Origin of the sequence: Planktothrix rubescens CCAP 1459/22 (assembly GCA_904830895.1) — a bacterium.
In the GTDB taxonomy this organism is placed as follows: Bacteria; Cyanobacteriota; Cyanobacteriia; order Cyanobacteriales; family Microcoleaceae; genus Planktothrix; species Planktothrix agardhii.
In genome coordinates this window covers 3,541,156-3,562,526 of record LR882958.1, presented here as the reverse complement: position 1 = coordinate 3,562,526, position 21,371 = coordinate 3,541,156, and the positions used below count along the sequence as shown (strand labels likewise).

The window sequence follows — 21,371 nt, the reverse complement described above, 5'->3', positions numbered from 1 at the left end:
ATATCCTTTATGATCTTTCTAATCTTTTGAGTGTCTTATTTTTTTAAAGGTATCGTTAAAATCTACACTTCCTTACTCCAATCTTCAAACCTTAACCCAGGAATTCGTTCAAAATCCTGTCGATTGCGTGTTACTAAAATTCCATTATTTGCCATGACAAGAGCCGCGATGCGTAAATCTTGTGTACCAATCCGAATTTTTTGACGCAATAACTCAAAATAACAATGATAAGATTCTTGGTCAAAATTTATCACATTAATAGTTTGATAATACTTTAAAGTTTCTTCTAATCTTGCGTAAGCAAATAGAAGCTCATCAGCAGATTTTGCTTTTTTAATTTGGTTTAAACGTCCATAAAACTGTTCTTCTACTGTAACAATAGTAACTGCAACTTCTTCAGAGTTAACTGTCATCACTCGTTGTGTTACAACAGGATGTTGTCGTTGAAATAAGGAAATATGATCAGTATCTAATATCCAAAAACTCACTTTTTCTACTCCTCTCCATCAAGTTGACGATAATATTCTTCCGTTTCAGCATCTCTTTCACGACGATAATCTTCAATATCTTTGAGCATCTCGTCAAAATAGGGATCATCTTTAAACATTCCTGCAAACTTCATCCAAGGATGTTCCGGTTTGGGTAGAGGAATTTCTAATTGCACAATTTCACCTTGTTTTAGAATAGCATTAACTTGTTCTAATAATTGTTCTAGTGCCGCTTCTCGACTTGAACCCTTAGCTTTACAATCTAAACCTAATACTGTTACTATATATTCTTGATTTTGTTGTTGAATTAACACAGGATAAGTCAATTTGGCAATAGATGGAGATGACGCTTGAATTAAGTTGGCAGTCATATAACTATCCTTTTATAATCTAATTCAGTCTTATTATACACTATTTTAAGTCAAGATTTTGTTACTTGAGTTCCCAGAGTTGTGATTGTTGATCAACTTTTTCTAATTGATAGTTTTGACTTTCAATCCTTTGGCGCAATTTTTGAGAGGGGTTAAGAATAAAAACCCTTGGGCCAATAGGAAGTAATAATAGATTCGGTTCCGCATTGACCATAAATAGTTTAATATCAGGGTTTAATTCATAACTTAGAGAAATAATATTCCCTAAATTTGTATAATCACTCCCGCGATCAACAATGAGAGTGGCAGATTTATTTTTATTTAATTGTTGGACAATTTGAGGATTTTCAGAACTGGGAATTTGATGCCACCAGCTTTGAGCATTAGCACTCATACTAATAGAAATTAAGCTAAATGTAAAAACTATAGCTAGTAGCGATCGCCAAAATATTTCTCCATCAATTAAGGAATTTTTATTATTTTTAATATGAGTAGAAAACAAATAAGCAATGGATAATTGAACGCCAGGAAAACAGGAAATTAAAAAGCGAGTTACCCCGGAACGTCCTCCCCCTAAAAGCACATCGGGTAAGGCTAACATGAAAAAGGGAACTAAAATAGATGTCCAAATAAATAGGCGAGTTTTTCGATTAGTTTCTTGACTAATTTTAAATAATGCCACCACAATCAATATCACAAAAGGAAGTCTAAGTAAATACATCTGAATACTGTTGAAATCGAAATTTATATCAACTAATACAGAAGTAAAACTCAAAATCCAAAACTTGCTTAAATTTAGTAAACTGGTGGGATAACTCGACAAATTAGTAACATCCATCACCCGTTGTAAATTATTGATTAAAATAATTAACCAAGGACTAAAAGCCAAAATAGCGATCACAATAGCACCTAAAAATTCCAATAATAACTGATAAAAAGGAAAGCGTTTTCGTTTTCCAAAAGATCGTGAGGACTCCATACTCAGTAACAGAATATAAGCCCCATGACCCATCATGGTTAACCCGAATAAAACATGGGTATAGAGTCCAAAAATACAGGCTAAACTATAACCCGCCCAAAATAGCGGATGTCGCCAACGAATTGCTTTGAGTAAAGCATAACCACTGGCAATTACCAGTAAGGTGAATAAACTATATTGTCGGGCAGTTTGAGCAAATAAAATATCAAAGGGAGATAGGGCTAAAAAAGCCGTAGCTAGTAAAGCGGTTTGTGGAGATTGAAATAATTCCCAAGCCAATAAATACATAAAAGGCAGGGAAATTAAACTAATTAAAACGGGTAAAAAGCGAGAAGTAATTATGGAATGACCGAATAAAAACATCCCAACCCGTGCTAATAAAAAATAAAAGGGAGAATGTTGAGGATCTTCTGTAGCTATGGAATTGAGGGTATCTAGGGGGGTACTACCCGGTTTAAGTTGTTGATATTTGAGGAGATCAATGGGGGAAACCATACGATTTTGATAGAATTCCTGAGCAAATTCTTCACCCGTATATCCAGCGGCTCGCAAGGTAGTATAAACTTCATCATGCCAATAGATTTTTCCATCTAAAGCCACAAATCGAAAGGCGATACCAATGACAATAACAATTATTAAAAATAACCTCAGAATTTGAGGACGAATTCTTTTAAAAAAGTTCCAGAGACGCCACATAAAATCTGTTTAAATTAAGTTGGATTTATAAAATTTAATTTTAAAGCTTCTGACTAAAAAAAGCAGGGAAATCCCCTGCTTGAATTTGGCTCAAGTTCTAAAATAGTTTTAAGAAATTAGCGAGTTAGGGGATGATTCATGTCGCCCTAACTCATTCCATCTCAAACCCTACTTAGTATAAAGAGCTACTGGGTTTGTGGACGATGAAGCTTAACACTTGGCATTGCTTCACGTTATCAAAACCCATCACACGGATATAGGATTTAGAATTTTCTTGGCGGCAAGCTTGAACTTCATTCAAAACTTCTTGAGAAGTAGTGGCATTGAATAAAGGCAGTTTCCACAGCGTCCAATAATGTTGGGTGGGTTCGGAAGATTCGCTAAACTCCACACCGGGGATATATCCTTGATCCAGAATATATTGGACTTGCTTGACGATTTGAGCATCGGTCAAGGGGGGAAGATAGGATAACGTTTCAAAACGACGTTCTTTTGGTAATGTCCGCATTGTTGTTTCTAAAGTTAAATCCACTAAAGGTTAATAGGCGATCGCAGTGGTCATCATCCTTGAAACTCACCGCAAGTCGGGGTTCGGTTCTGAATCGGTTTGTAATTCGATTTCTGGGTTAGATTCAACACTACTCAGTTGCGTAATTCGTTCTAAATACTGGCGCCGATAATCTATATTGGCTTTTTGAATATTTTCACGAACCATTTCCGGTAAATAATCGGCTACTTCCTGCACGAGATGTTCCCGTACCGTCATCATCCGAAACGCCATCTCCTGATTTTCTTGGAGCATTTCCTGTAGATAGGCTTCTCCGTCCTGAATCTTCCCGGTTGAGGAAAATTCACTCAGCCAGATCGCTTGTCCAGGGTTAGTTTCCCATAGTTGATCCGTGATAATCCTTACAGCCTGATAGGTCAGGTAACTTGCCAGCACTTTTGATGTTTCTTTCGCAACTTGTTTGATGTCCATAGGCTGACCCTAACCCTCTTGATGATGGATTTAGATTTTAGATTTTGGATTGAGTTGTAACCACAACCGACCTGACTTGTCAAGTCTGACCCACAATCCAAAATCCTCAATCTTCAATCTGGAATCAATTAGACGGTATCCATTGACTCGAACTCAAACTTGATTTCTTTCCAGAGTTCGCAAGCAACGGCCAGTTCAGGAGACCATTTGCAAGCTTCACGGATGACGTCGCCGCCTTCACGCATCAGGTTACGACCTTCGTTACGCGCTTGAACACAAGCTTCGAGGGCCACACGGTTAGCGGTAGCACCAGGAGCATTACCCCAGGGATGTCCGAGGGTTCCACCACCGAACTGTAAGCAAGAGTCATCGCCGAAGATTTCCACCAGGGCGGGCATATGCCAAACGTGAATCCCACCGGAAGCCACGGGCATAACACCAGGCATAGAAGCCCAATCTTGGGTGAAGTAGATCCCACGAGAGCGATCAACCTCAACGTGATCTTCACGCATCAGGTCAACGAAGCCCATGGTGATGCCTTTTTCCCCTTCGAGTTTACCCACAACGGTTCCCGAGTGCAGGTGGTCACCACCAGACATCCGTAAGCATTTGGCTAACACACGGAAGTGAATCCCGTGATTTTTCTGACGGTCAATCACAGCGTGCATAGCACGGTGAATGTGAAGTAACACGCCATTGCGACGACACCATTTGGCCAAGCTGGTATTAGCAGTGAAACCACCTGTAAGGTAGTCGTGCATGATGATCGGGGTTTTGATTTCTTTAGCGAATTCAGCCCGTTCCATCATTTCTTCGCAGGTGGGGGCGGTCACGTTTAAGTAGTGGCCTTTGATTTCCCCGGTTTCTGCTTGAGCTTTTTCGATGGCTTCTTGAACGAACAGGAAGCGATCGCGCCAGCGCATGAAGGGCTGGGAGTTAATGTTTTCGTCGTCTTTGGTGAAGTCTAAACCACCGCGTAGAACTTCATAAACGGCGCGGCCATAGTTTTTGGCAGACAGACCGAGTTTGGGTTTAATCGTACAACCGAGCAGAGGACGACCGTATTTGTTTAATTTATCGCGCTCAACGGTAATCCCGTGAGGAGGGCCTTGGAAGGTTTTCAGGTAAGCGATGGGGATGCGTAAATCTTCTAAACGCAGTGACCGCAGGGCTTTGAAACCAAATACGTTACCGACTAAAGATGTCAGTAAGTTGGTGACAGAACCTTCTTCAAACAGATCCAGAGGATAGGCGACGTAGCAGATATATTGGTTATCTTCACCGGGAACGGGTTCGACTTCATAGCAACGACCTTTATAGCGGTCGAGGTCAGTCAGCAAGTCCGTCCACACCGTTGTCCAAGTTCCGGTCGAGGATTCAGCAGCAACCGCAGCACCTGCTTCTTCCGGGGGTACTCCAGGTTGAGGACTCATCCGAAAGGCAGCCAGAATGTCTGTATCTTTAGGTGTATAGTCGGGCGTGTAATAGGTCAGTTTATAGTCCTGTACACCAGCTTTATAGCCAGATTTGGACTTGGTTTGTGTTTGAGAGTAAGACATATCTCCCTTAAAGCTCCCTTTGTTTAGGAATCGATTATTTTATGCACGGATTGGCAATTGATTAAAATAGTATCAAGAAACGAGTCATTGCAACGTTGAATATTTTTAATATTTTTATAACATTTGTTTATATTTCTTCTTGTTTTGCCAGATTTACCTCAGATCCCTGTTATTTTTTCGCTTACATATCACCAAAATGACTTTTTTTATATTAAGTCTTATGAAATAAATTCTGGACAACAGAATAAGTGATTTTACTTAACTATTCTCTCAAATTTAGATTACACAATCATAGTCTATTGTCAAGTAGAACATCATCAGTAATTCCGTATTTCAAATTAAGGTTAGGCTATGAAAATTGAGTCTTGTCCACTTCAGATTGGTAATAGTTTAACCCCTGATTTTAAGTCTCAAGGTTTATGAATAGTTTATAGTCTATAGTAAATTAATTAATGATTGATTTAAGTCTATTAAAACAAAACTGGGTGATCCGTAAGACTGTTCGTTAAGATGGTGGTTAACTCAATACCAATCACTGTTCACCGCCCATTGTGACTTCACCCACCATCCATTGTATTAATCCCCAATGCTCCCATCCCTCAAATCAACCTTGGGGGAATAAATTTTGTCAGAGTTGCGGCGCCCCCCTACAACTCAACCAACGCTATATTCCCTTACATAATTTAGGGACTGGGGGGTTTTCCCGTCTTTATACCGTCTGGGATCTGAAAACCCAAACCGAAAAAGTCCTGAAAGTCCTGCTGGAACCCTCCCCCAAAGCCCTAGAACTCTTTGAACAAGAAGCGGAGGTTTTAGCCCAATTACGCCACCCAGGAGTGCCTAGGGTCGAAGCAGATGGCTATTTTTATTTAAAAAAACGTAACGTCTCCGAAGGCCATCTTCCCTGTTTGGTAATGGAAAAGATTCATGGCCACACCCTACAGGAAATTTTGGAGCAATATCCCCAAGGCTGTCCCGAAGACTGGGTGATCAGTTGGCTTTCCCAAGCCTTAGATATCCTACGGGAATTGCATGGCCATCAAATTATTCATCGAGACATCAAACCCTCAAACCTGATGTTACGGATGACATCTGGCGGCAAGGGGGGCCAAGTTTCGGACACCCAACTGGTGATGATTGACTTTGGAGGTGCAAAACAAATTGGCCCTATCCCCCATGGCGATCGCGAAAGTAGCCCCCGCAGTAGCACCCGCCTAATTTCCGCCGGATATAGTCCCCCGGAACAGGTGATGGGGGCAATGGTTGGGCCAGCCACGGATTTCTACGCCTTGGGGCGCACCTGTATTCATTTATTAACGGGTCAATTTCCAGGGGATTTAGATGATGCTTACACCGGGGAATTACGTTGGCGAGAAAAAGCCCAGGTGAGTCCTGGGTTTGCTCATTTATTAGATCGGATGGTACAACTTGATCCCCGTCAACGTCCCCAAACCGCTAAAGAAATTCAAACGGATATTTTTAGAATTATTCGACAGAAAAAACATCCTCGACGGATGATGTCTTCCCATCAACGGTTGGTTGATAATCTGACAACGACTTTAATTCAATGGGATAAAGGCTTAATTCAACTATTTTTTGGAATCGGAAAACTAACCATACATTCTGTTCGGGGTTTAGTGGAAACCAGTTGGGAAATTGCCTTAGCTGGAACCGGATCAATTGTGGGAACAGTAGTTGGATCAATATTAATTTATTTCCCTGGGTTGGGAGAAAAAATTACTCTTATTTTAGCCCAAGAATTACCCCGAATTTTGCCTAAAGTTCCCCTAACTTTAGGCGCGGAAGTGTTAGTTTGGGGATTAGCCGGATTAGGAGCCGGAATTGGATTAACCGATGCTGGAGGGTTTGGTCAACGTCGCCGTTATTGGTTAGCTGGGATCATGGGAATGTTAGGCTATATTGTGGGGGGAGCTAGTGAACAACTGATCAATAAGTTAGGAAATATAGGTCTTCAGGGATGGAAATTAGAATTGTTTAATCAACTCCCTTTCGGAATAGCCGCCGGGTTAGTAACTTTAGGTTTAGGATTACGCAGTGATCAAATATTTCAGGGGATTTTTGTTTTATTAACCGTTACTACCATATTTTTTGGTTTTAATCAATTTCATATTATTTTGCCTCAAGGAATGTTACAGTTTCCCACCCAAATTCAATACTCTAATCTATCCCAATTTTGGCACAATTTAGGGTTTATGGCGTTACTCAGTGGCACAACAGCTTTTTGTTTGGGGATAACTCACTATTTAATTCTTCCCCTATTCCGATGGTTGAGAAATTAGTTATAGTTTTCAGATTTCGACAGATTGAAATCTGTCGCTACACAGACGAAACCCGCCGACGCGGGTTTTGAAATCAAATATTCCTCACTAGATTATATATAGTTTAACTACCAAACTATTTTATTTCTTTTTAATTTCAGCTTTTGGAGATTCATCAGGAATAGTATACTTTAACTCCCCATCTTTCTGAACTTCCAGTTTAACTCCTAATTTAGTTAATTCTTGAATCGCTCTTTTTCTAACTAGCTTATCTTGTGTCGCACTATAAACCATCAACCAAGATTGAATACGGATTAATTTATTATCGGGATTTTTTCTTAAAATTTCAGCAAACTCTCGTAAACGAGGAGCAAAATCTTTATCCGGTGTTTCTTCTGCCCATTTTGCTGCCATTTCATGAGATTTAATTGCAGCCTGAGTATCACCGATTAATAATAATTCATCAATGCCTTTAGTTCTCCAAACCAACCAAGATCGAGGATTCTTTTCTGGAGAAATAGACTTTAACCCCTGTTCTATCAGTTTAACTGTTAAATCAGGTCGGGCTTGGTAAAAAGAAACCGATGTCGATAAAAAATTATACATTTCCACCCAAAGGGGATCGTGAGCCACGATGACCTCGAAATAATTATCTAACAGTTCATAATCTGTTTGCTCACGGGCTAAATTATCCCCAAAATATTGCAGAAAGTTTAAAAATGTCCAACCCGCCACCAAATTCCCATAACCCAGAGTGGGGAATTTTTTAAGTAATCCTAACCGCGCCGCCTCCCGTTCTTTTTCTTGCTTGGCTGCGATTATAGCTTCCTTATCCAATTGTGCCGTTTGCACCCGAGAAACTTCCAACCCGCCCGGAGCATAGAGTTGTATTCCCATAATACTGATTAAGGCGATTCCAGCGATCGCCATCGGCATCAGAAAAGATAATCCTTTTGGCAAAGCAGACTTAACTAAAAGACGAACCACAATTTTTGCTAGAACTCCTGGTGCTTTTGCAATAATACCATGAATTTTTTGACCCGATTTAATAGTAACCCTACCCGTCCAATTCTAAGTCGAGCTATAATCAGAGCAGCTAAAACAATTTAGTCAGGAAAATCGACACGCCATCATGAAGGAGCAACTAGAGGTTTTTTTCAGGCAACGATTTTGCATCCCCTAAATTTGGCAATGGGTCAGATCGGGATCTGGCATGACTTGATTGTTGTCAATCCCTCTTAAATCGGGAAAAATTGCGTGGGAAAACAGTAAAGATCACCAATCTTAACCCGTTTTTTCCTTTGGCCAGTCAATTCAGAATCAGATCACTTTAAAATTAAATCTAGGCTTTCAATCCTAACTCTAACGAGAAGTTAAGGATATCAAGCGATATAGGGAGACTCAATGAATCAAAACGTTAAACGCTTTTCTCCGCTCCGTCAGGCCTTATTTACAGGCGCGATCGCAGCCGTTACCGCCTTCGTCATGCCCGCTTGGAGTAGTAGCGTCAGTGCCCCCCTCAAAGATAGCCCTAAAGCCGTATTGGATGAGGCTTGGCAGCTTGTTTTTCGAGAATTTGTTGATGGGAAGTTTAACCAAGTTAACTGGCAAGCCCAAAGGGAAGAACTCCTGAGCAAGAACTATACTTCCCGGGAAGAAGCCTATACAGCCCTGCGAAAAGCCCTAGAAAAACTCCAAGATCCCTATACCCGCTTCATGGATCCTAAACAGTATGAAGCGTTGACGAATCAAACTGCCGGGGAACTTTCTGGGGTGGGAATGCAGTTGACCCTGGATGAAACAACCAAAGCCATTACCGTTGTCGAACCGATTAAAAATTCTCCCGCCATCAAGGCGGGAATTCAGTCGGGGGATCGGGTACTTGCTATTGATGGAGTCTCCACCACGGGTATGACCGTGGAACAAGCGGCCAATAAAATTCGGGGGTCTGTTGGCACAAATGTCAATTTACGCATGGGACGGGAAGGAGAAAAAGAATTTGATTTGACCCTGACTCGCGCCCGAATTGAATTAGAAACCGTTACCTATCGTGTCAATAACGAAGGAAATCGCAAAATTGGTTATATTCAACTGCGAGAATTTAATTCCCATGCAGCCGAACAAATGCAAGCCGCGATTCAAGCCTTAACCAAAGAAAATGTTCAGGCTTTTGTTCTGGATTTACGGGGAAATCCTGGGGGATTATTGCGTACCAGTATTGATATTGCTCGGATGTGGATGGATACGGGGGCAATTGTGAGTACCGTTGATCGTAATGGCAAAACCCAGGAAATTCGCAATAACCGCACCTCGATCACAAAATTACCTGTTGTCGTGTTAGTCGATAGTAATTCTGCCAGTGCGAGTGAAATTTTAGCCGGAGCATTGAAGGATAATCAACGGGGTGTGGTGATGGGAACTCAAACCTTTGGCAAGGCTTTAGTCCAATCGGTGTTTTCCCTGTCCGATGGTTCCGGGTTGGCGGTGACAATCGCCCATTATTACACGCCCAATGGTATTGATATTAGCCACAAAGGAGTTACCCCCGATGTTAAGGTGGATATCTCCGATGATCAGAAAAAACAATTGGCTACTGATCCGAAGTTAATTGGGACACCCCAAGATCCTTTTTACGCCAAAGCCATTTCTATTCTCGCGGGGCTGGGTGGAAATCGACCCTTAGCTATTAACGAGTCTAAATAATGGGTTTGAGCTTAAGGATTATCTAAGGTTAACTGTCGAATCTGTTGAAATTGAAAATCCCGGGCTAAAGATCTCAGACCGGTGGATAAAGTTTGGTGTTCCGAGGGAATTTGTTGAACTAAATGTAGAACTTCTTCTTCATCACAGAGAAGACAGGATTCTTGTAGAGCAATAATCCATTCCCTCGACATCACTAATAGATTTTCAGGGGTTAAGGATGGGTTAGCGGGAGTATTCTTACTCCGGGCATCTAACAGTTTATTAGGTCAGGAAAAAATTGATTAGCAAATCTTATCACACTTCCGACCATTCTACGGGTCACTCCTTTTCTGTCTCTTTAGGGATGACAGCAGAAGTGATCTATGAGTTTTTCCTGCATGGGGTACAAACTTCCAGTCCAGAAGTCGTTTTAGATGGCTTTGAACAACTATTTTTCTACCTGCTGTGTCCACGCCAGCCCGAGGTGCAAAGAGCTTTAGAGACTATTTTGAGTGTGGAAACGGGAGAATCTTGCTTTCATTCAACGATTCAAAGATGTTGCTATATTCTGATTAATAATTGGTTACTTAAACGTCAGCAAAGGTTGATTAAAAACCTAATCCAAAGATTATCAAACTCCCCGGATATTTATCAAACTTGTTTATCCATTCAAGAAAGCCGACTAATTCTATGGCTGAACAACTTTTTAAACAGTGAAGATTATCAAAATTTACTCCAATGTGCGAATTTTGATCGCAATAATTGGAGTAGCCGTTATCAATCCTATTTATTAGTTCCTCAATATCTTAATCCTCGCAATTCTAGGGAACAAAAAGAAGTCGCTCGTAATTTAGCAAAACAGCTTAAAGATAAATATAAATTTGATTTGGCGATGTATATTACCCGTTTAGACTCTCCAATGGGTAAAAATCACAAACTGAATAATCCTACCCAACTTGGGGATGAAGTCATAAATTTAATTAAACAAACAATTTCTACCCAGCGTGTGTTTAATTATGGGACTCAGGCTAACTTGTTTTTACAAAATACTCAAGATTTTGATTATCAAAAATTTAAACAATGTTTGCCACAATATTTGATGTTTAATGTCAGTCAGCAATATCCGGCGAATATTCTCAGGGAAAAAATAGAAGAAAAATTGCAATCTCTGTACCGTCTCCATGATCAGAAAATTGTTAATAAGGCTCTGATTATTAGAAGTTGTAACCGACTGCTAGAGTTTTTATTAATTGAACCCGGGAAACCCCCTTCATTTTTATTTAACTTAATGATTCGTCAGGGAAGTCAACTGACCTTAGTGATTTTACTGCTGAAATTAGTATTATTGGGGAGTCCCTGTCGAACCTATTTAGAAATTTGTATTGCTAATTTGGTTCAATTCTATCAAGACCATGCAGAATTCGAGTGTCAGGGTTTAATCCAATTTTTAGAAATTTTTAATTTAGTCTTTACCTTATTTACAGAAAATATTCAATATTTTTTAGTCAAAACTAAAGATTTAGAACCCGGAACTCAGTCGGGAACAGAATTAGACACCTATCGTTTATTTTCTCAATTTAAAGGGCCAGATTTACGCCGTACCAATCTCAAAGAAATTGAGTTAAAAGGTCAGGATTTACGCGGTGCAGATTTGCGCGATATGGATTTAAAATCTATTAAACTGATTCGAGTAGATTTAAGTCTAGCTAAACTCAGCCATGCGGATTTAAGTCAGGGAATTTTTACAGAAACTAAATTTTTTATTTCTAATCTTAATTATACGAATCTGACCGGGGCTAATTTAATCAAAACAGATTTTCGTCGGGCTGAATTGAAACACGCTAACTTAACTGCTACGGATTTACAACACGCTAATTTTAATCGGGCTGATTTAAGGGGAGCAATTATCACAAAAGCGAATTTACAAGAAGCGAATTTAGAAAATACTGATTTAACTGAAGTAGATTTATCAGAATCAAATTTACAAGGGGCTAACCTGAATCGAGCTAATTTAAAAGGAGCTAATTTAAAAGGGGCTAATTTAAAAGGGGCTAATTTAAAAAGTGCTAATCTCGAAGGTGCTAATCTCGAAGGTGCTAATCTCGAAGGTGCTAATCTGGAAAATGCTATTTTAGAGCGGGCAATTTTATCTCAAGCTAACCTACAATCCACGAATTTATCTAATGTAAATCTCATGGGTGCAATGGTTAATCAAGCCAATTTAAGTCAGGCTATTTTAATCAATTCCCAACTGAGAGATACTAATTTAGCCCAAAGTAATCTGAGTTATGCTGATTTAACTAAAGCCGATTTAACTCGAGCTAATTTGATGCAGGTTGATTTCACTTATGCGTCTTTAAGAAATGCAATTGTTCGTCATACTAATCTCAAAGATGCGATTTTATTATATGCAGATTTACAGGGCGCTAATCTATTTCGTAGTGGGATTTCCCAAGCACAAATTGTTGGGGTTAAATTAGGGAATAATGCGGGATTATCTGATCAAACTCGAATTTTCTTGAAGGGGGAGGAGATTTAATTAAACAACGTAGTGAGGTGTTTACGCCTCTATTAAGATGCGCTTAAGCGCAACAACGGCGCGACAACGGGTAGAGACGAGCCATGGCGCGTCTCTACAGGGTAGAATTAAATCAGTTTAACTGCCCGCAGGGTAAACATGATTCCTGCTGCTGCGACTAAGGCACCCGCATAGATGACCAGGTAAGCGATCGCGCCATCGGCTGTAATCATTAGACATCTCCATAAACATTACTCCATTGAATCATGAGTGATCATTCTGTGACTATCCGTAACGGGTTAAAAATGGAATACAATTTTTAAGAGTCAGTTAATAAGGAAAAAATATGGAGTCGTTGATTCGAGTTAATTTAGGTTTATTATCTTATGATATTGCCATCGGTGCTGGAAATTTAGATCGTTTGGGGGAATTACTCACTCCTTTAAATTTAGGCAAAAAAATATTATTAGTTTCTAACCCGGAAATCTTTAACTATTATGGAGAACGAACCCGCACAGCTTTAGAAAAAGCGGGGTTTAATGTGGCTATTTGTACCCTTCCCGCCGGAGAAGAATATAAAACTCCCGAAACCCTGCAAAAAATTTATGATGCGGCGTTAAAACATAAACTAGAACGTTCCTCCACAATGGTTGCTTTAGGAGGGGGAATTATTGGAGACATGACTGGATTTGCGGCGGCGACTTGGTTACGCGGAATTAATGTTGTTCAAGTTCCTACCTCTTTATTAGCGATGGTTGATGCGTCTATTGGTGGGAAAACTGGGGTAAATCATCCCCAAGGAAAAAATTTAATTGGGGCGTTTCATCAACCGAAATTAGTATTAATTGATCCAGATGTTTTGCAAACCCTTCCTGAACGAGAATTTAGAGCGGGAATGGCAGAAGTAATTAAATATGGTGTAATTTGGGATCATAAATTATTTGATAAATTAGAACAATCCCAAAACTTAGATAATATTCAATCTTTGGATACTGGATTATTACAAGAAATTTTAACCCGTTCCTGTCAAAGTAAGGCCGATGTGGTGAGTCAAGATGAAAAAGAATCGGGGTTAAGGGCAATTTTGAATTATGGTCATACCATTGGTCATGCAGTGGAAAGTTTAACCGGATATACCGTGGTAATTCATGGGGAAGCAGTAGCAATTGGTATGGTAGCCGCTAGTCAAATTGCGCTGAAATTAGAATTATGGGATGAAGAAAGCGATCGCCGTCAATTTGATATTATTGAAAAGGCGAAATTACCGACCCAACTTCCCCCCGGACTGAATATTGATGAAATTTTAGAGAGTCTACAAACGGATAAAAAAGTTAAAGCTGGAAAAGTCCGATTTGTCTTACCGACCCGCATCGGAGCCGCAACGGTGACAGATATTGTCACTTCTGATATAATCCGTCAAGTATTAGAAACTTCTCCCGTTCGTTGTCTAGCTTAGATGGGCAAAACGTCATATTCATGTCATCGGATTGACATATTAACTTCATATCGTCACGATAATCTATAAATCAAAGGCAAGTTAACTCCTCACACCAAAATCACGTTTCGTTCCTCACCACTGGCTCATCACCAGTGGATTTTTTTTACTTGATTATTTGTTGTTGTACACTGGAAAACACTGCACTTCAACCGGGCTGAATTCACCCATGAGAAAATGGACTCCGATTCTACTGTTAACCCTGTATTTACTGGCGGTGGGGGTAACAATTGGACTAAAAAATCAAGATTGGATTCTGGCACAGGGGATGACATTATGGCAACAACAGCCTGCTCCTGTCACCTTCGAGCGGGTGACGGAAGAAACGGTATCTTCACCCCCAAAACCCGCAGAGGTCAAACTGGTGGACGATGAGAAACCCCCAGAACCGCCCAAGGTGAAGGAGCCAGAAGCGAAAATGATGGTTAATGCTAATAATATTCCTGTCCAGGGAACCTGCGCCCTACAACCCGACCCGAACCCCCCAGTTAATGGTAGACCTGGGCCAGCCGTTAATCCAGTCACGTTATATCGGTTTCGTCGGCCAACGGATGTGCAAACGGCCAATCTTCAAGGGGGGGCGGGTTACACTCCCAATGAATATCAAGCCATGGCGAATGCGACGAATTACGGACAAAGATTTTTATATGATATTAATGGTCAGCCTGTGAATAATGCCCCGATTGTGGTGTTACATGAAACCGTATCGGATGTTTATAGTGCGGTAAATTTGTTCCAAAATCCCCAAGCTTCGGAGGATAATCAAGCCAGTTATCATACTTTAATTATGTTAACTGGGGATATTGTTTATATTGTTCCCCCGGATTTAAGAGCTTTTGGCGCGGGAAATTCGGTATTTGCTAGTTCAACGGGAACGGAAACCGTAAAAACCCATGCTAAACGTCCACCTTCGGTGAATAATTTTGCTTATCATGTTTCTTTAGAAACCCCTGTGGATGGTCGAAATAATGCTAATTCTCACAGTGGTTATACGAATGCACAATATCAATCTTTAGCCTGGTTAGTAGCAAAAACTGGAGTCCCTGATGCTCGAATTACAACCCATGCGGCGGTTGACCGTTCAGGGGAAAGGCGAGATCCTAGAAGTTTTGATGCTCAACTGTTTGTTCAATATTTACAATCCTATCCCCGGACTCAGGAAATTATGATTAGTTGTCAATCAGCTTATTTGAATTGAAATTATAATAACAGCATAGCAAAGAGCAGAAAAAACTTATGATAGCTGCGAATGAAATTTCGACAAACTTAACAATTCCGATCTTAGAAAACGGCGACAAACTAACTCGTGATGAATTTGAGCGTCGCTATCAAGCAATGCCTGACCATCAAAAAGCAGAATTGATTGCAGGAATCGTTTATATGGCATCTCCTCTTAGAATCACCCAACATGGAAATCCCCATGCTCGGATTATCACTTGGTTAGGAAACTATTGGTCAGCTACACCGGGTATTGAATTGGGAGACAATGCGACAGTCCGTTTAGATGGTGATAACGAGCCTCAACCTGATGCGCTGCTAAGAATTGAACTGGGGGGACAATCCACCATTAGTGACGATGGCTATGTAGAAGGTGCACCGGAATTAATTGCTGAAATTGCTGCTAGTACAGTCTCCATTGACTTACATCAAAAACTGCAAGTTTATCTTCACCATCAAGTACAAGAATATCTAGTGTGGCGAGTTTATGACTGTCAATTTGATTGGTTTAGATTAAATAATGGAGAATATATTCAACTTGATCCTAATATAGATGGCGTAATTTGCTCTCAAGTATTCCCTGGATTATGGTTAGATAAAGAATCTTTATTAGCCGGAAATTTAGCTCAAGTATTAGCTGTTTTACAACAGGGTTTATCAACCGGAGAACATCAAGATTTTGTCAAAAGTAGGCGATCGCATACCAATGATAATAGTAATTGCCCTCAAAAGTCCTAATTATTTATTTTCCCCTAATTTTGGGGGCTAGGGGGCTAGATGGCTTGAAATGTATAGTGTTTAGAATGCTAAGATTATGAAGGATTTATCAGCACTTTTAGAACAGATTTCTAAAGTAGCAATATTTGCCCCCTAAATCCCCCAAAATTGGGGGACTTTAAGAGGTTGTTTTGTTAAAGCGATCTCGTTTGACTTACGAGCGCGATGGCAGTACCGCCGCCTGTCGGCATCGCCAACTCATTAGTACGCTACATATAGCGTAACTGCGTAAGTCCTGCTTAATTGCGATCGCACCAAAACTAACACCAAATCCGACCCCGACGGAAAGGAGCATCAGGCTCTTTTCGGGCTGCAACTTCTTCTTTAACCTTTTGTGACCAAAAACCATAATCCGAAAGTCCAGTCATCATACAATCTTGTTGAATTTCTTTTTTTTCGGGTTTACCAACAGATTTAGTCACTTTATTTTCTGCCGTTGTCTTCTTTTCTTCGCTCATAATTCTCTTAACTCCTAGTTAAATTTAAGTTAGATAAACAACCTATATTAAAATCCACATCCACAACTACCAGAAGACTTAAGTTGTTGATAGCTTCTGTGAGCAAAAGCCGCCGGATCATTGTAATTTGCACCGTGTAATAATTTCAATCTAATACTAAGTAATTCTTCTTCTGTACCGTTAACCACATCTACAGAGCGATGGGGATAAATAACATCAGGTCTTTTGACTGGAGGGGAAAGGTTAGGTAATCTCATTTGATTTAATCCTTATTGATTATTTGTATAATCCCTGCTTACTAAGGAGGGTCTATAATCCCCCCATTAGTAAGGGGGGGTAGGGGGGGTTAATAAGCACTTGACCAAGAACGAACTTCACCCAAGGTGACAGGAATTGTATCACTAACATCAATAGTAAAGCGATAGATTTTTTTGGCGCGACGGCTATTTTCAGGGTCAAAGAATTTCAGTTTAACATCCCAACAATCACTATCTAAACGACAGAATGGACTCTTTTCTACTGTAATACTATCTAATTCATAACCTGCACCCACCGCTTGAGCAAAGGTTTGAGCGGCTTGGAAAGCATTAGTAGAAGCAAAATTTAAGGCACGATCTTGAGAGGTTGTACCTAAGTTGCGTAAATCATAATAAATCCGATTTAAGAAGCTGCTTAAGGTGCGGCGAATTGCATCTTCTTGAGCATCACCAGCTTCTGATTGCACACTTTCAATCGCAGCACTAACTAAAGAGTTAACTTTCCAACCGTACAAACCACGAGTATTATTAATCTCAATTACGGGAACAACTTGCCCTGAGAATAATTTAACACTCCGTCCGGTTAAAACACCAGGAATACTAACTCTTTGTACAAATTCAGGGCTATTTTCTTCTTGAATTTGTCCGCTTAAAAGTCCCTGTAATACTTCATAAACATCACGGGAAAAACCGCCTACGGGTTCGATCGCATAAATAGGAGTCAATTCTAAATTTAATGTCCAAATTAACGCTTTAGCTTCGGGTAAATTTTCCCCTAAATAATCCACCATTTGACGAGCATCGTAGGGATTAGCAGGAATCGTTGTTCCTTCAATACTAACACCCGGCATTAACTGTTTAAAGGAATCTCTACGGGCTTCTGAACCGAAATCATAACCCAATACACCTAAAGCATAAACTAAGTTTTTGCCTTCAAGTTCGCTAGGTGCTTCACTGGCGGTAACAAAATTTGAAGTACGGTTTGACATGGTAGGTTGGTTTGTAGTTTGTTGAGGGAATGAAGGAATATTAATCGGGGTTTGGGTAGTTACAGAAGCAACTATTTCATCAGGTTTGATTTCTGATGCTGTTTCTAGTTGATTATCCAATTCAGACTCGTTAATTTGAGTATCTTGGCAACCACAACCAGAAGCTTCTACGCTTTCTAATTCTAAGTCTTCGGACATTGTTTCTCCTGTTAAGTATTCTATCGCATCAAGGATGTTTAATTTTCCCATTAAACAGCGACTTTGATCATCGGTGTCTTTGGGATTACAGGGAGTAGCACTTGCTAAAAGGGCATTTTTGACTTTTTGAGGGTCAGGTTTTTCCCCTCTTTTTATTTGTAAACTCAGTAATAAAGCGGCCACTCCACTCACAATAGGAGTCGCAAAACTTGTACCACTCAATCTAATTGTACCACCGTTGGGTTTTGCTCCTAAAATATCTTTTCCAGGGGCAAGAATGCCTTGCTTTTGGTAAGCGTCTCCCCAGTTACTAAAGTTAACGGGCTTACCTTGGTCATCCATTGCTCCTACTGCTAAAACAGTCGGTAAAGAGGCGGGAACGTGCAAACATTCACAGCCATCATTTCCCGTTGCTGCGATTAGCAATACGTTGTTTTCTTGGCATAATTCTATAGCTTTTTCGAGCCATTTTTCTGCTTCGCCTGCATCAGTTAATTGTCCGGCACTCACATTAATAATATTAGCACCGTGATTAACAGCTTGCTCTATGGCACGGGATAAATCTAACTGCGATAGTCTCAAGCTTTCATCTGCAAATACGGGAATAATTAAGCCCCGACATTGGGGAGCAATGCCTGTTACTGGTGAATCATGCTGACCGAAGATAATACTAGCAACATGAGTCCCGTGAGTTGACATTGAGCCGTTGGCGTTGGCTTCTCCCGATACTAAACTAGGGAGTCGGGTTAAGTCAGCACCGATGAAACAGGGGTGATTTTGGTCAACTATACCGTCAAGTACAGCAACACAAATTTTAGGATCACCTCTAGTTTCTGACCATAGTTTTTTTAGTCCGGGAATGTTAGTCATTTTGGTTATCTGATTGTATTTGTTTTACCCCCCCAACCCCCCTTACTAAGGGGGGCTTTAATAAAAAACCCCCACCTCCTTTAGTAAGGGGGAGCTTCTGGAAGATTTCTCAAGGATTGAATTTTTTCTGTGATGATTTCACAAACTGCTGAAATATTATCATATACGTCATCATTGGTAAACCTCAGAAAAGTAATTCTAGCTGACTCGATAAACTGTTGTCTTTCTTGGTCGTATTCTTGCACTCCTTCTTGAAAATGACTGTCGCCATCAACTTCAATAGCAAGTTTAATTTCTGGGCTATAAAAATCAATAATAAATTGAGCTACACTATATTGTCGCCGAAATTTACAGTTTTCTAATTGCTTTCCTTTAAGTTGTAGCCACAATTTTTGTTCCGCAGGAGTCATGTTATTGCGTAAAAATTGTCGTTTCTCTTTTTCAGAATTTCTGTTATAAAGTTCGGTCATATAGTTTAGTCATATTTAATCATAATTTTGTTCTTTAATACATAACCCCCCAACCCCCATTAGTAAGGGGGGCTAAAAGCTTTTAATTTCCCCTGAGTAAGAGTAGCTAGGGATGCTTCCTCTTATTCCCCCTTTAGTAAGAGTAGCTAGAGGTGCTTCCTGCTTCCTCTTATCCCCCCCTTAGTAAGGGGGGTTAGGGGGGTAGAAACAGATGGGAATGTTAGTCATTTTGTTCATGTTGATGTTTTTCTTGGTTATTTAATTTGTCAAGGATTTGTAATAACAAAGTCTAATATTTATAAACTGGTTGAATTAAATACCTCGGAGACTTTTAAGTTTAATTCTTTAAGTCCAGGAGAGGCAACTAAATCATCGTTGGTAAAATTACCGATTTCCCTATAGGTATCTCCAGTTAGTTCTAAGACTAAAATGGTTTGAGTTTGAGGATCAACAATCCAGTATTCGGGAATGCCACAATCTTGATATTGTAATTTTTTGGCGATGTAATCTCTATCTCTTTGAATTTCTCCAGGACTAACCACTTCAATGACCAATAAAGGTGGCGACATGGAAAGAAGAATAGTATTTCTCTTGGAGAGTAATTGAATATGTTCTTCCCGAATGATGGTCAAATCAGGGTAACGGTTTTTCGGTTCACCTCTGACTTCTAACTCTAAGCCATGACCTCTAACTCGACGATACCCTAAAAGTAAAGCAAACTTGAGAAAAAGGAAGTTAGCAATTTCAAAATTAAACCCTGATTCTGGTGGCATTTCTACCAATTCTCCGTTAAACAATTCATAAAATTCTTCCGAATTATCCTCATACTGTAGATATTCGGCGAAGCTTTGAAAGCGGGGTTTAGTAATTAACATAATTCTTAATTTTGTTGTTTAATAGATTTTTAGGGCAACCAAGATCGCGGTCTAGCAATTGTTCCAGAGAATAAGGATATTGAGCGGGAAAAGTCACAGCATTCATTGTTTTAATTTTCCCAAATCCTCTAATTCCTCGATTAAATTATCTAAATCTAGCTGTTGAAATTGATGTTTTTTTAGTAAGTTAACGGTTTCTTCTAGCCATTGAGCATCATCAACGTCATAGAGTTGTTTTAAATCGTTCACTTTCATCGTCAACATAAATTTTACTCTATCTATTTTAAATGATTGGCAATAACAAAAGTTTAATGTTCTCAATTATGTATTCATGTAATATAAATTAATTGTCTTGAGATAACCTGCGAGAAGTTCTTTTTCACTTAAGGAAACTGTACAGCCAAGAGATTGAGATTTATTTCGATAAGGGGCATGGGCGCGAGTAATCATATCTTGATGTAAATTATTAACAAAAGAGTTTACCCTTTCTGGGAGAACATGATAGTGCAGTATTTTGTCACCGTTTTCCTTTAGTACCAATGAAATTGCCACACTATCTTCTAATAATTTGAGAGCAGGAGTAGATAGAATTTTAGCCAGTTGTGCTTGTACTGAAACTTTTTTAAAGTCTTCTCTACTAACACTTGGATATAGTCTTACTTCACTTTTTCCTCTCAAATAAAGATGAAAACCAATTACTAGACTGTTGTTTATTTCTAGCAACATCCTTAAAGGTTTACTATCGCTTTGAGAAAGAGCAATGGCAGTTTCTAATTTTTCAGGATAATTGTCAATTGCCCACCAAGTTTTGACCCTCGCTTCTGTTAACTCTGCACGAGCATCAATTCCCGCCATAATTTGGGTTACTTTGCTGTAGTCAAACCCCTTCATGAAAAAATGCAGAGGTTTATAGTCAATTATCACCCCAACTCTAGTTTCTACTTGATGAAAAAAGCCTAAAAATGCTTGCGCTTTTCTGGCAAAGCTGTCATTAATAGCCAAGTTAAACCGAGCAGGATCTAGTTTATTATTCTCAATTTTACATGAACATTCAATGCGACAGGGTTCTACTTGGGCAACTAAATCCTCAAATAAGTCTAGGGGATAAAGATACTCAAGATCAAAGGCGTTTTTATGTTCACCTATGAACTGTAAGTTTTTTTGACTGGCTGTAAGTAAACTAGGATAAGTCATTATCTATAAAAATTTCCCA

The 21,371-nt window shown here is 39.7% G+C and carries 22 protein-coding genes; 6 read left to right on the top strand and 16 right to left on the bottom strand.

Annotation, left to right across the window (positions count from 1 at the left end):
* Positions 1-62 precede the first annotated feature (62 nt).
* The 6 genes from NMG86_RS16715 to NMG86_RS16690 form a co-directional block, all read right to left on the bottom strand.
* Positions 63-488: a type II toxin-antitoxin system VapC family toxin gene (locus NMG86_RS16715; protein WP_026786012.1), complete on the bottom strand. Its 426-nt coding sequence runs from the start codon at positions 486-488 to the stop codon at positions 63-65.
* Between the two features lie 5 nt (positions 489-493).
* Positions 494-859: a hypothetical protein gene (locus tag NMG86_RS16710; protein WP_026786013.1), complete on the bottom strand. Its 366-nt coding sequence runs from the start codon at positions 857-859 to the stop codon at positions 494-496.
* 61 nt (positions 860-920) lie between these two features.
* Positions 921-2,534: a glycosyltransferase family 39 protein gene (locus tag NMG86_RS16705; protein WP_043938541.1), complete on the bottom strand. Its 1,614-nt coding sequence runs from the start codon at positions 2,532-2,534 to the stop codon at positions 921-923.
* A gap of 172 nt (positions 2,535-2,706) precedes the next feature.
* Positions 2,707-3,042: a ribulose bisphosphate carboxylase small subunit gene (locus NMG86_RS16700; protein WP_026786015.1), complete on the bottom strand. Its 336-nt coding sequence runs from the start codon at positions 3,040-3,042 to the stop codon at positions 2,707-2,709.
* A 66-nt stretch (positions 3,043-3,108) separates the two neighbouring features.
* Positions 3,109-3,513: a RuBisCO chaperone RbcX gene (gene rcbX / locus NMG86_RS16695; protein WP_026786016.1), complete on the bottom strand. Its 405-nt coding sequence runs from the start codon at positions 3,511-3,513 to the stop codon at positions 3,109-3,111.
* 128 nt (positions 3,514-3,641) lie between these two features.
* Entirely contained in the window at positions 3,642-5,072 is a 1,431-nt protein-coding gene (locus NMG86_RS16690; protein ID WP_026786017.1) for a form I ribulose bisphosphate carboxylase large subunit, read from the bottom strand.
* 551 nt (positions 5,073-5,623) lie between these two features.
* Between NMG86_RS16690 and NMG86_RS16685 the strand changes: the two genes are divergently transcribed.
* The gene (locus NMG86_RS16685) at positions 5,624-7,372 is read left to right on the top strand and encodes a serine/threonine-protein kinase (RefSeq protein ID WP_237747632.1); all 1,749 of its coding nucleotides are present in this window, start codon (positions 5,624-5,626) and stop codon (positions 7,370-7,372) included.
* 120 nt (positions 7,373-7,492) lie between these two features.
* Here NMG86_RS16685 and NMG86_RS16680 read toward each other — a convergent pair whose 3' ends face one another.
* Positions 7,493-8,338 (bottom strand): hypothetical protein, encoded by an 846-nt coding sequence (locus NMG86_RS16680; RefSeq protein WP_237747631.1) that lies wholly within the window; start codon positions 8,336-8,338, stop codon positions 7,493-7,495.
* A gap of 417 nt (positions 8,339-8,755) precedes the next feature.
* On the opposite strand from NMG86_RS16680, the gene ctpB reads away from it, so the two are divergent.
* Positions 8,756-10,054 (top strand): carboxyl-terminal processing protease CtpB, encoded by a 1,299-nt coding sequence (gene ctpB, locus NMG86_RS16675; protein ID WP_026786019.1) that lies wholly within the window; start codon positions 8,756-8,758, stop codon positions 10,052-10,054.
* Between the two features lie 11 nt (positions 10,055-10,065).
* Here ctpB and NMG86_RS16670 read toward each other — a convergent pair whose 3' ends face one another.
* Positions 10,066-10,311, bottom strand: coding sequence for a hypothetical protein (locus NMG86_RS16670; protein WP_498601951.1), 246 nt, complete (start codon positions 10,309-10,311; stop codon positions 10,066-10,068).
* A gap of 20 nt (positions 10,312-10,331) precedes the next feature.
* On the opposite strand from NMG86_RS16670, the gene NMG86_RS16665 reads away from it, so the two are divergent.
* Entirely contained in the window at positions 10,332-12,572 is a 2,241-nt protein-coding gene (locus NMG86_RS16665) for a pentapeptide repeat-containing protein (protein WP_144018144.1), read from the top strand.
* Between the two features lie 107 nt (positions 12,573-12,679).
* Here the strand turns inward: NMG86_RS16665 and petL are convergent, their stop codons facing one another.
* Complete coding sequence (gene petL / locus NMG86_RS16660; RefSeq protein WP_071782514.1) at positions 12,680-12,784, bottom strand: cytochrome b6-f complex subunit PetL; 105 nt, start codon at positions 12,782-12,784, stop codon at positions 12,680-12,682.
* Positions 12,785-12,897: 113 nt separating this feature from the next.
* Between petL and aroB the strand changes: the two genes are divergently transcribed.
* From aroB to NMG86_RS16645, 3 genes are all read left to right on the top strand, one after another.
* A complete protein-coding gene (gene aroB, locus NMG86_RS16655) occupies positions 12,898-14,007 on the top strand; it encodes a 3-dehydroquinate synthase (protein ID WP_026798113.1) in 1,110 nt (369 codons plus the stop codon).
* 208 nt (positions 14,008-14,215) lie between these two features.
* Positions 14,216-15,244: a peptidoglycan recognition protein family protein gene (locus NMG86_RS16650; RefSeq protein WP_026798112.1), complete on the top strand. Its 1,029-nt coding sequence runs from the start codon at positions 14,216-14,218 to the stop codon at positions 15,242-15,244.
* A 38-nt stretch (positions 15,245-15,282) separates the two neighbouring features.
* Positions 15,283-16,002: a Uma2 family endonuclease gene (locus tag NMG86_RS16645; RefSeq protein WP_026798111.1), complete on the top strand. Its 720-nt coding sequence runs from the start codon at positions 15,283-15,285 to the stop codon at positions 16,000-16,002.
* A gap of 299 nt (positions 16,003-16,301) precedes the next feature.
* On the opposite strand, the gene NMG86_RS16640 is transcribed toward NMG86_RS16645, so the two are convergent.
* The 7 genes from NMG86_RS16640 to NMG86_RS16610 form a co-directional block, all read right to left on the bottom strand.
* Positions 16,302-16,499: a cyanobactin biosynthesis PatC/TenC/TruC family protein gene (locus tag NMG86_RS16640; protein ID WP_026794797.1), complete on the bottom strand. Its 198-nt coding sequence runs from the start codon at positions 16,497-16,499 to the stop codon at positions 16,302-16,304.
* Between the two features lie 47 nt (positions 16,500-16,546).
* A complete protein-coding gene (locus tag NMG86_RS16635; RefSeq protein WP_026786025.1) occupies positions 16,547-16,756 on the bottom strand; it encodes a cyanobactin biosynthesis system PatB/AcyB/McaB family protein in 210 nt (69 codons plus the stop codon).
* Between the two features lie 89 nt (positions 16,757-16,845).
* Complete coding sequence (locus NMG86_RS16630) at positions 16,846-18,813, bottom strand: S8 family peptidase (protein ID WP_081694493.1); 1,968 nt, start codon at positions 18,811-18,813, stop codon at positions 16,846-16,848.
* Positions 18,814-18,893: 80 nt separating this feature from the next.
* Positions 18,894-19,283 (bottom strand): endonuclease domain-containing protein, encoded by a 390-nt coding sequence (locus NMG86_RS16625; protein WP_026798109.1) that lies wholly within the window; start codon positions 19,281-19,283, stop codon positions 18,894-18,896.
* 296 nt (positions 19,284-19,579) lie between these two features.
* The gene (locus NMG86_RS16620; protein ID WP_026798108.1) at positions 19,580-20,158 is read right to left on the bottom strand and encodes a Uma2 family endonuclease; all 579 of its coding nucleotides are present in this window, start codon (positions 20,156-20,158) and stop codon (positions 19,580-19,582) included.
* Between the two features lie 102 nt (positions 20,159-20,260).
* Positions 20,261-20,422 carry a DUF29 family protein gene (locus NMG86_RS16615; protein WP_237747630.1) on the bottom strand — a complete coding sequence of 54 codons (162 nt, stop codon included), beginning with the start codon at positions 20,420-20,422 and terminating at the stop codon, positions 20,261-20,263.
* 57 nt (positions 20,423-20,479) lie between these two features.
* A complete protein-coding gene (locus NMG86_RS16610) occupies positions 20,480-21,352 on the bottom strand; it encodes a LynF/TruF/PatF family peptide O-prenyltransferase (RefSeq protein WP_052338757.1) in 873 nt (290 codons plus the stop codon).
* Positions 21,353-21,371 lie beyond the last annotated feature (19 nt).

Bases quoted from the DNA above. Each gene is read 5' to 3' on its own strand.
- NMG86_RS16625 (WP_026798109.1), bottom strand. From the start codon at position 19,283: ATGACCGAACTTTATAACAGAAATTCTGAAAAAGAGAAACGACAATTT.
- rcbX (WP_026786016.1), bottom strand. From the start codon at position 3,513: ATGGACATCAAACAAGTTGCGAAAGAAACATCAAAAGTGCTGGCAAGT.
- petL (WP_071782514.1), bottom strand. From the start codon at position 12,784: ATGATTACAGCCGATGGCGCGATCGCTTACCTGGTCATCTATGCGGGT.
- NMG86_RS16630 (WP_081694493.1), bottom strand. From the start codon at position 18,813: ATGACTAACATTCCCGGACTAAAAAAACTATGGTCAGAAACTAGAGGT.
- NMG86_RS16610 (WP_052338757.1), bottom strand. From the start codon at position 21,352: ATGACTTATCCTAGTTTACTTACAGCCAGTCAAAAAAACTTACAGTTC.
- aroB (WP_026798113.1), top strand. From the start codon at position 12,898: ATGGAGTCGTTGATTCGAGTTAATTTAGGTTTATTATCTTATGATATT.
- NMG86_RS16620 (WP_026798108.1), bottom strand. From the start codon at position 20,158: ATGTTAATTACTAAACCCCGCTTTCAAAGCTTCGCCGAATATCTACAG.
- NMG86_RS16690 (WP_026786017.1), bottom strand. From the start codon at position 5,072: ATGTCTTACTCTCAAACACAAACCAAGTCCAAATCTGGCTATAAAGCT.
- NMG86_RS16640 (WP_026794797.1), bottom strand. From the start codon at position 16,499: ATGAGCGAAGAAAAGAAGACAACGGCAGAAAATAAAGTGACTAAATCT.
- NMG86_RS16705 (WP_043938541.1), bottom strand. From the start codon at position 2,534: ATGTGGCGTCTCTGGAACTTTTTTAAAAGAATTCGTCCTCAAATTCTG.
- NMG86_RS16650 (WP_026798112.1), top strand. From the start codon at position 14,216: ATGAGAAAATGGACTCCGATTCTACTGTTAACCCTGTATTTACTGGCG.
- ctpB (WP_026786019.1), top strand. From the start codon at position 8,756: ATGAATCAAAACGTTAAACGCTTTTCTCCGCTCCGTCAGGCCTTATTT.
- NMG86_RS16635 (WP_026786025.1), bottom strand. From the start codon at position 16,756: ATGAGATTACCTAACCTTTCCCCTCCAGTCAAAAGACCTGATGTTATT.
- NMG86_RS16700 (WP_026786015.1), bottom strand. From the start codon at position 3,042: ATGCGGACATTACCAAAAGAACGTCGTTTTGAAACGTTATCCTATCTT.
- NMG86_RS16645 (WP_026798111.1), top strand. From the start codon at position 15,283: ATGATAGCTGCGAATGAAATTTCGACAAACTTAACAATTCCGATCTTA.
- NMG86_RS16710 (WP_026786013.1), bottom strand. From the start codon at position 859: ATGACTGCCAACTTAATTCAAGCGTCATCTCCATCTATTGCCAAATTG.
- NMG86_RS16615 (WP_237747630.1), bottom strand. From the start codon at position 20,422: ATGTTGACGATGAAAGTGAACGATTTAAAACAACTCTATGACGTTGAT.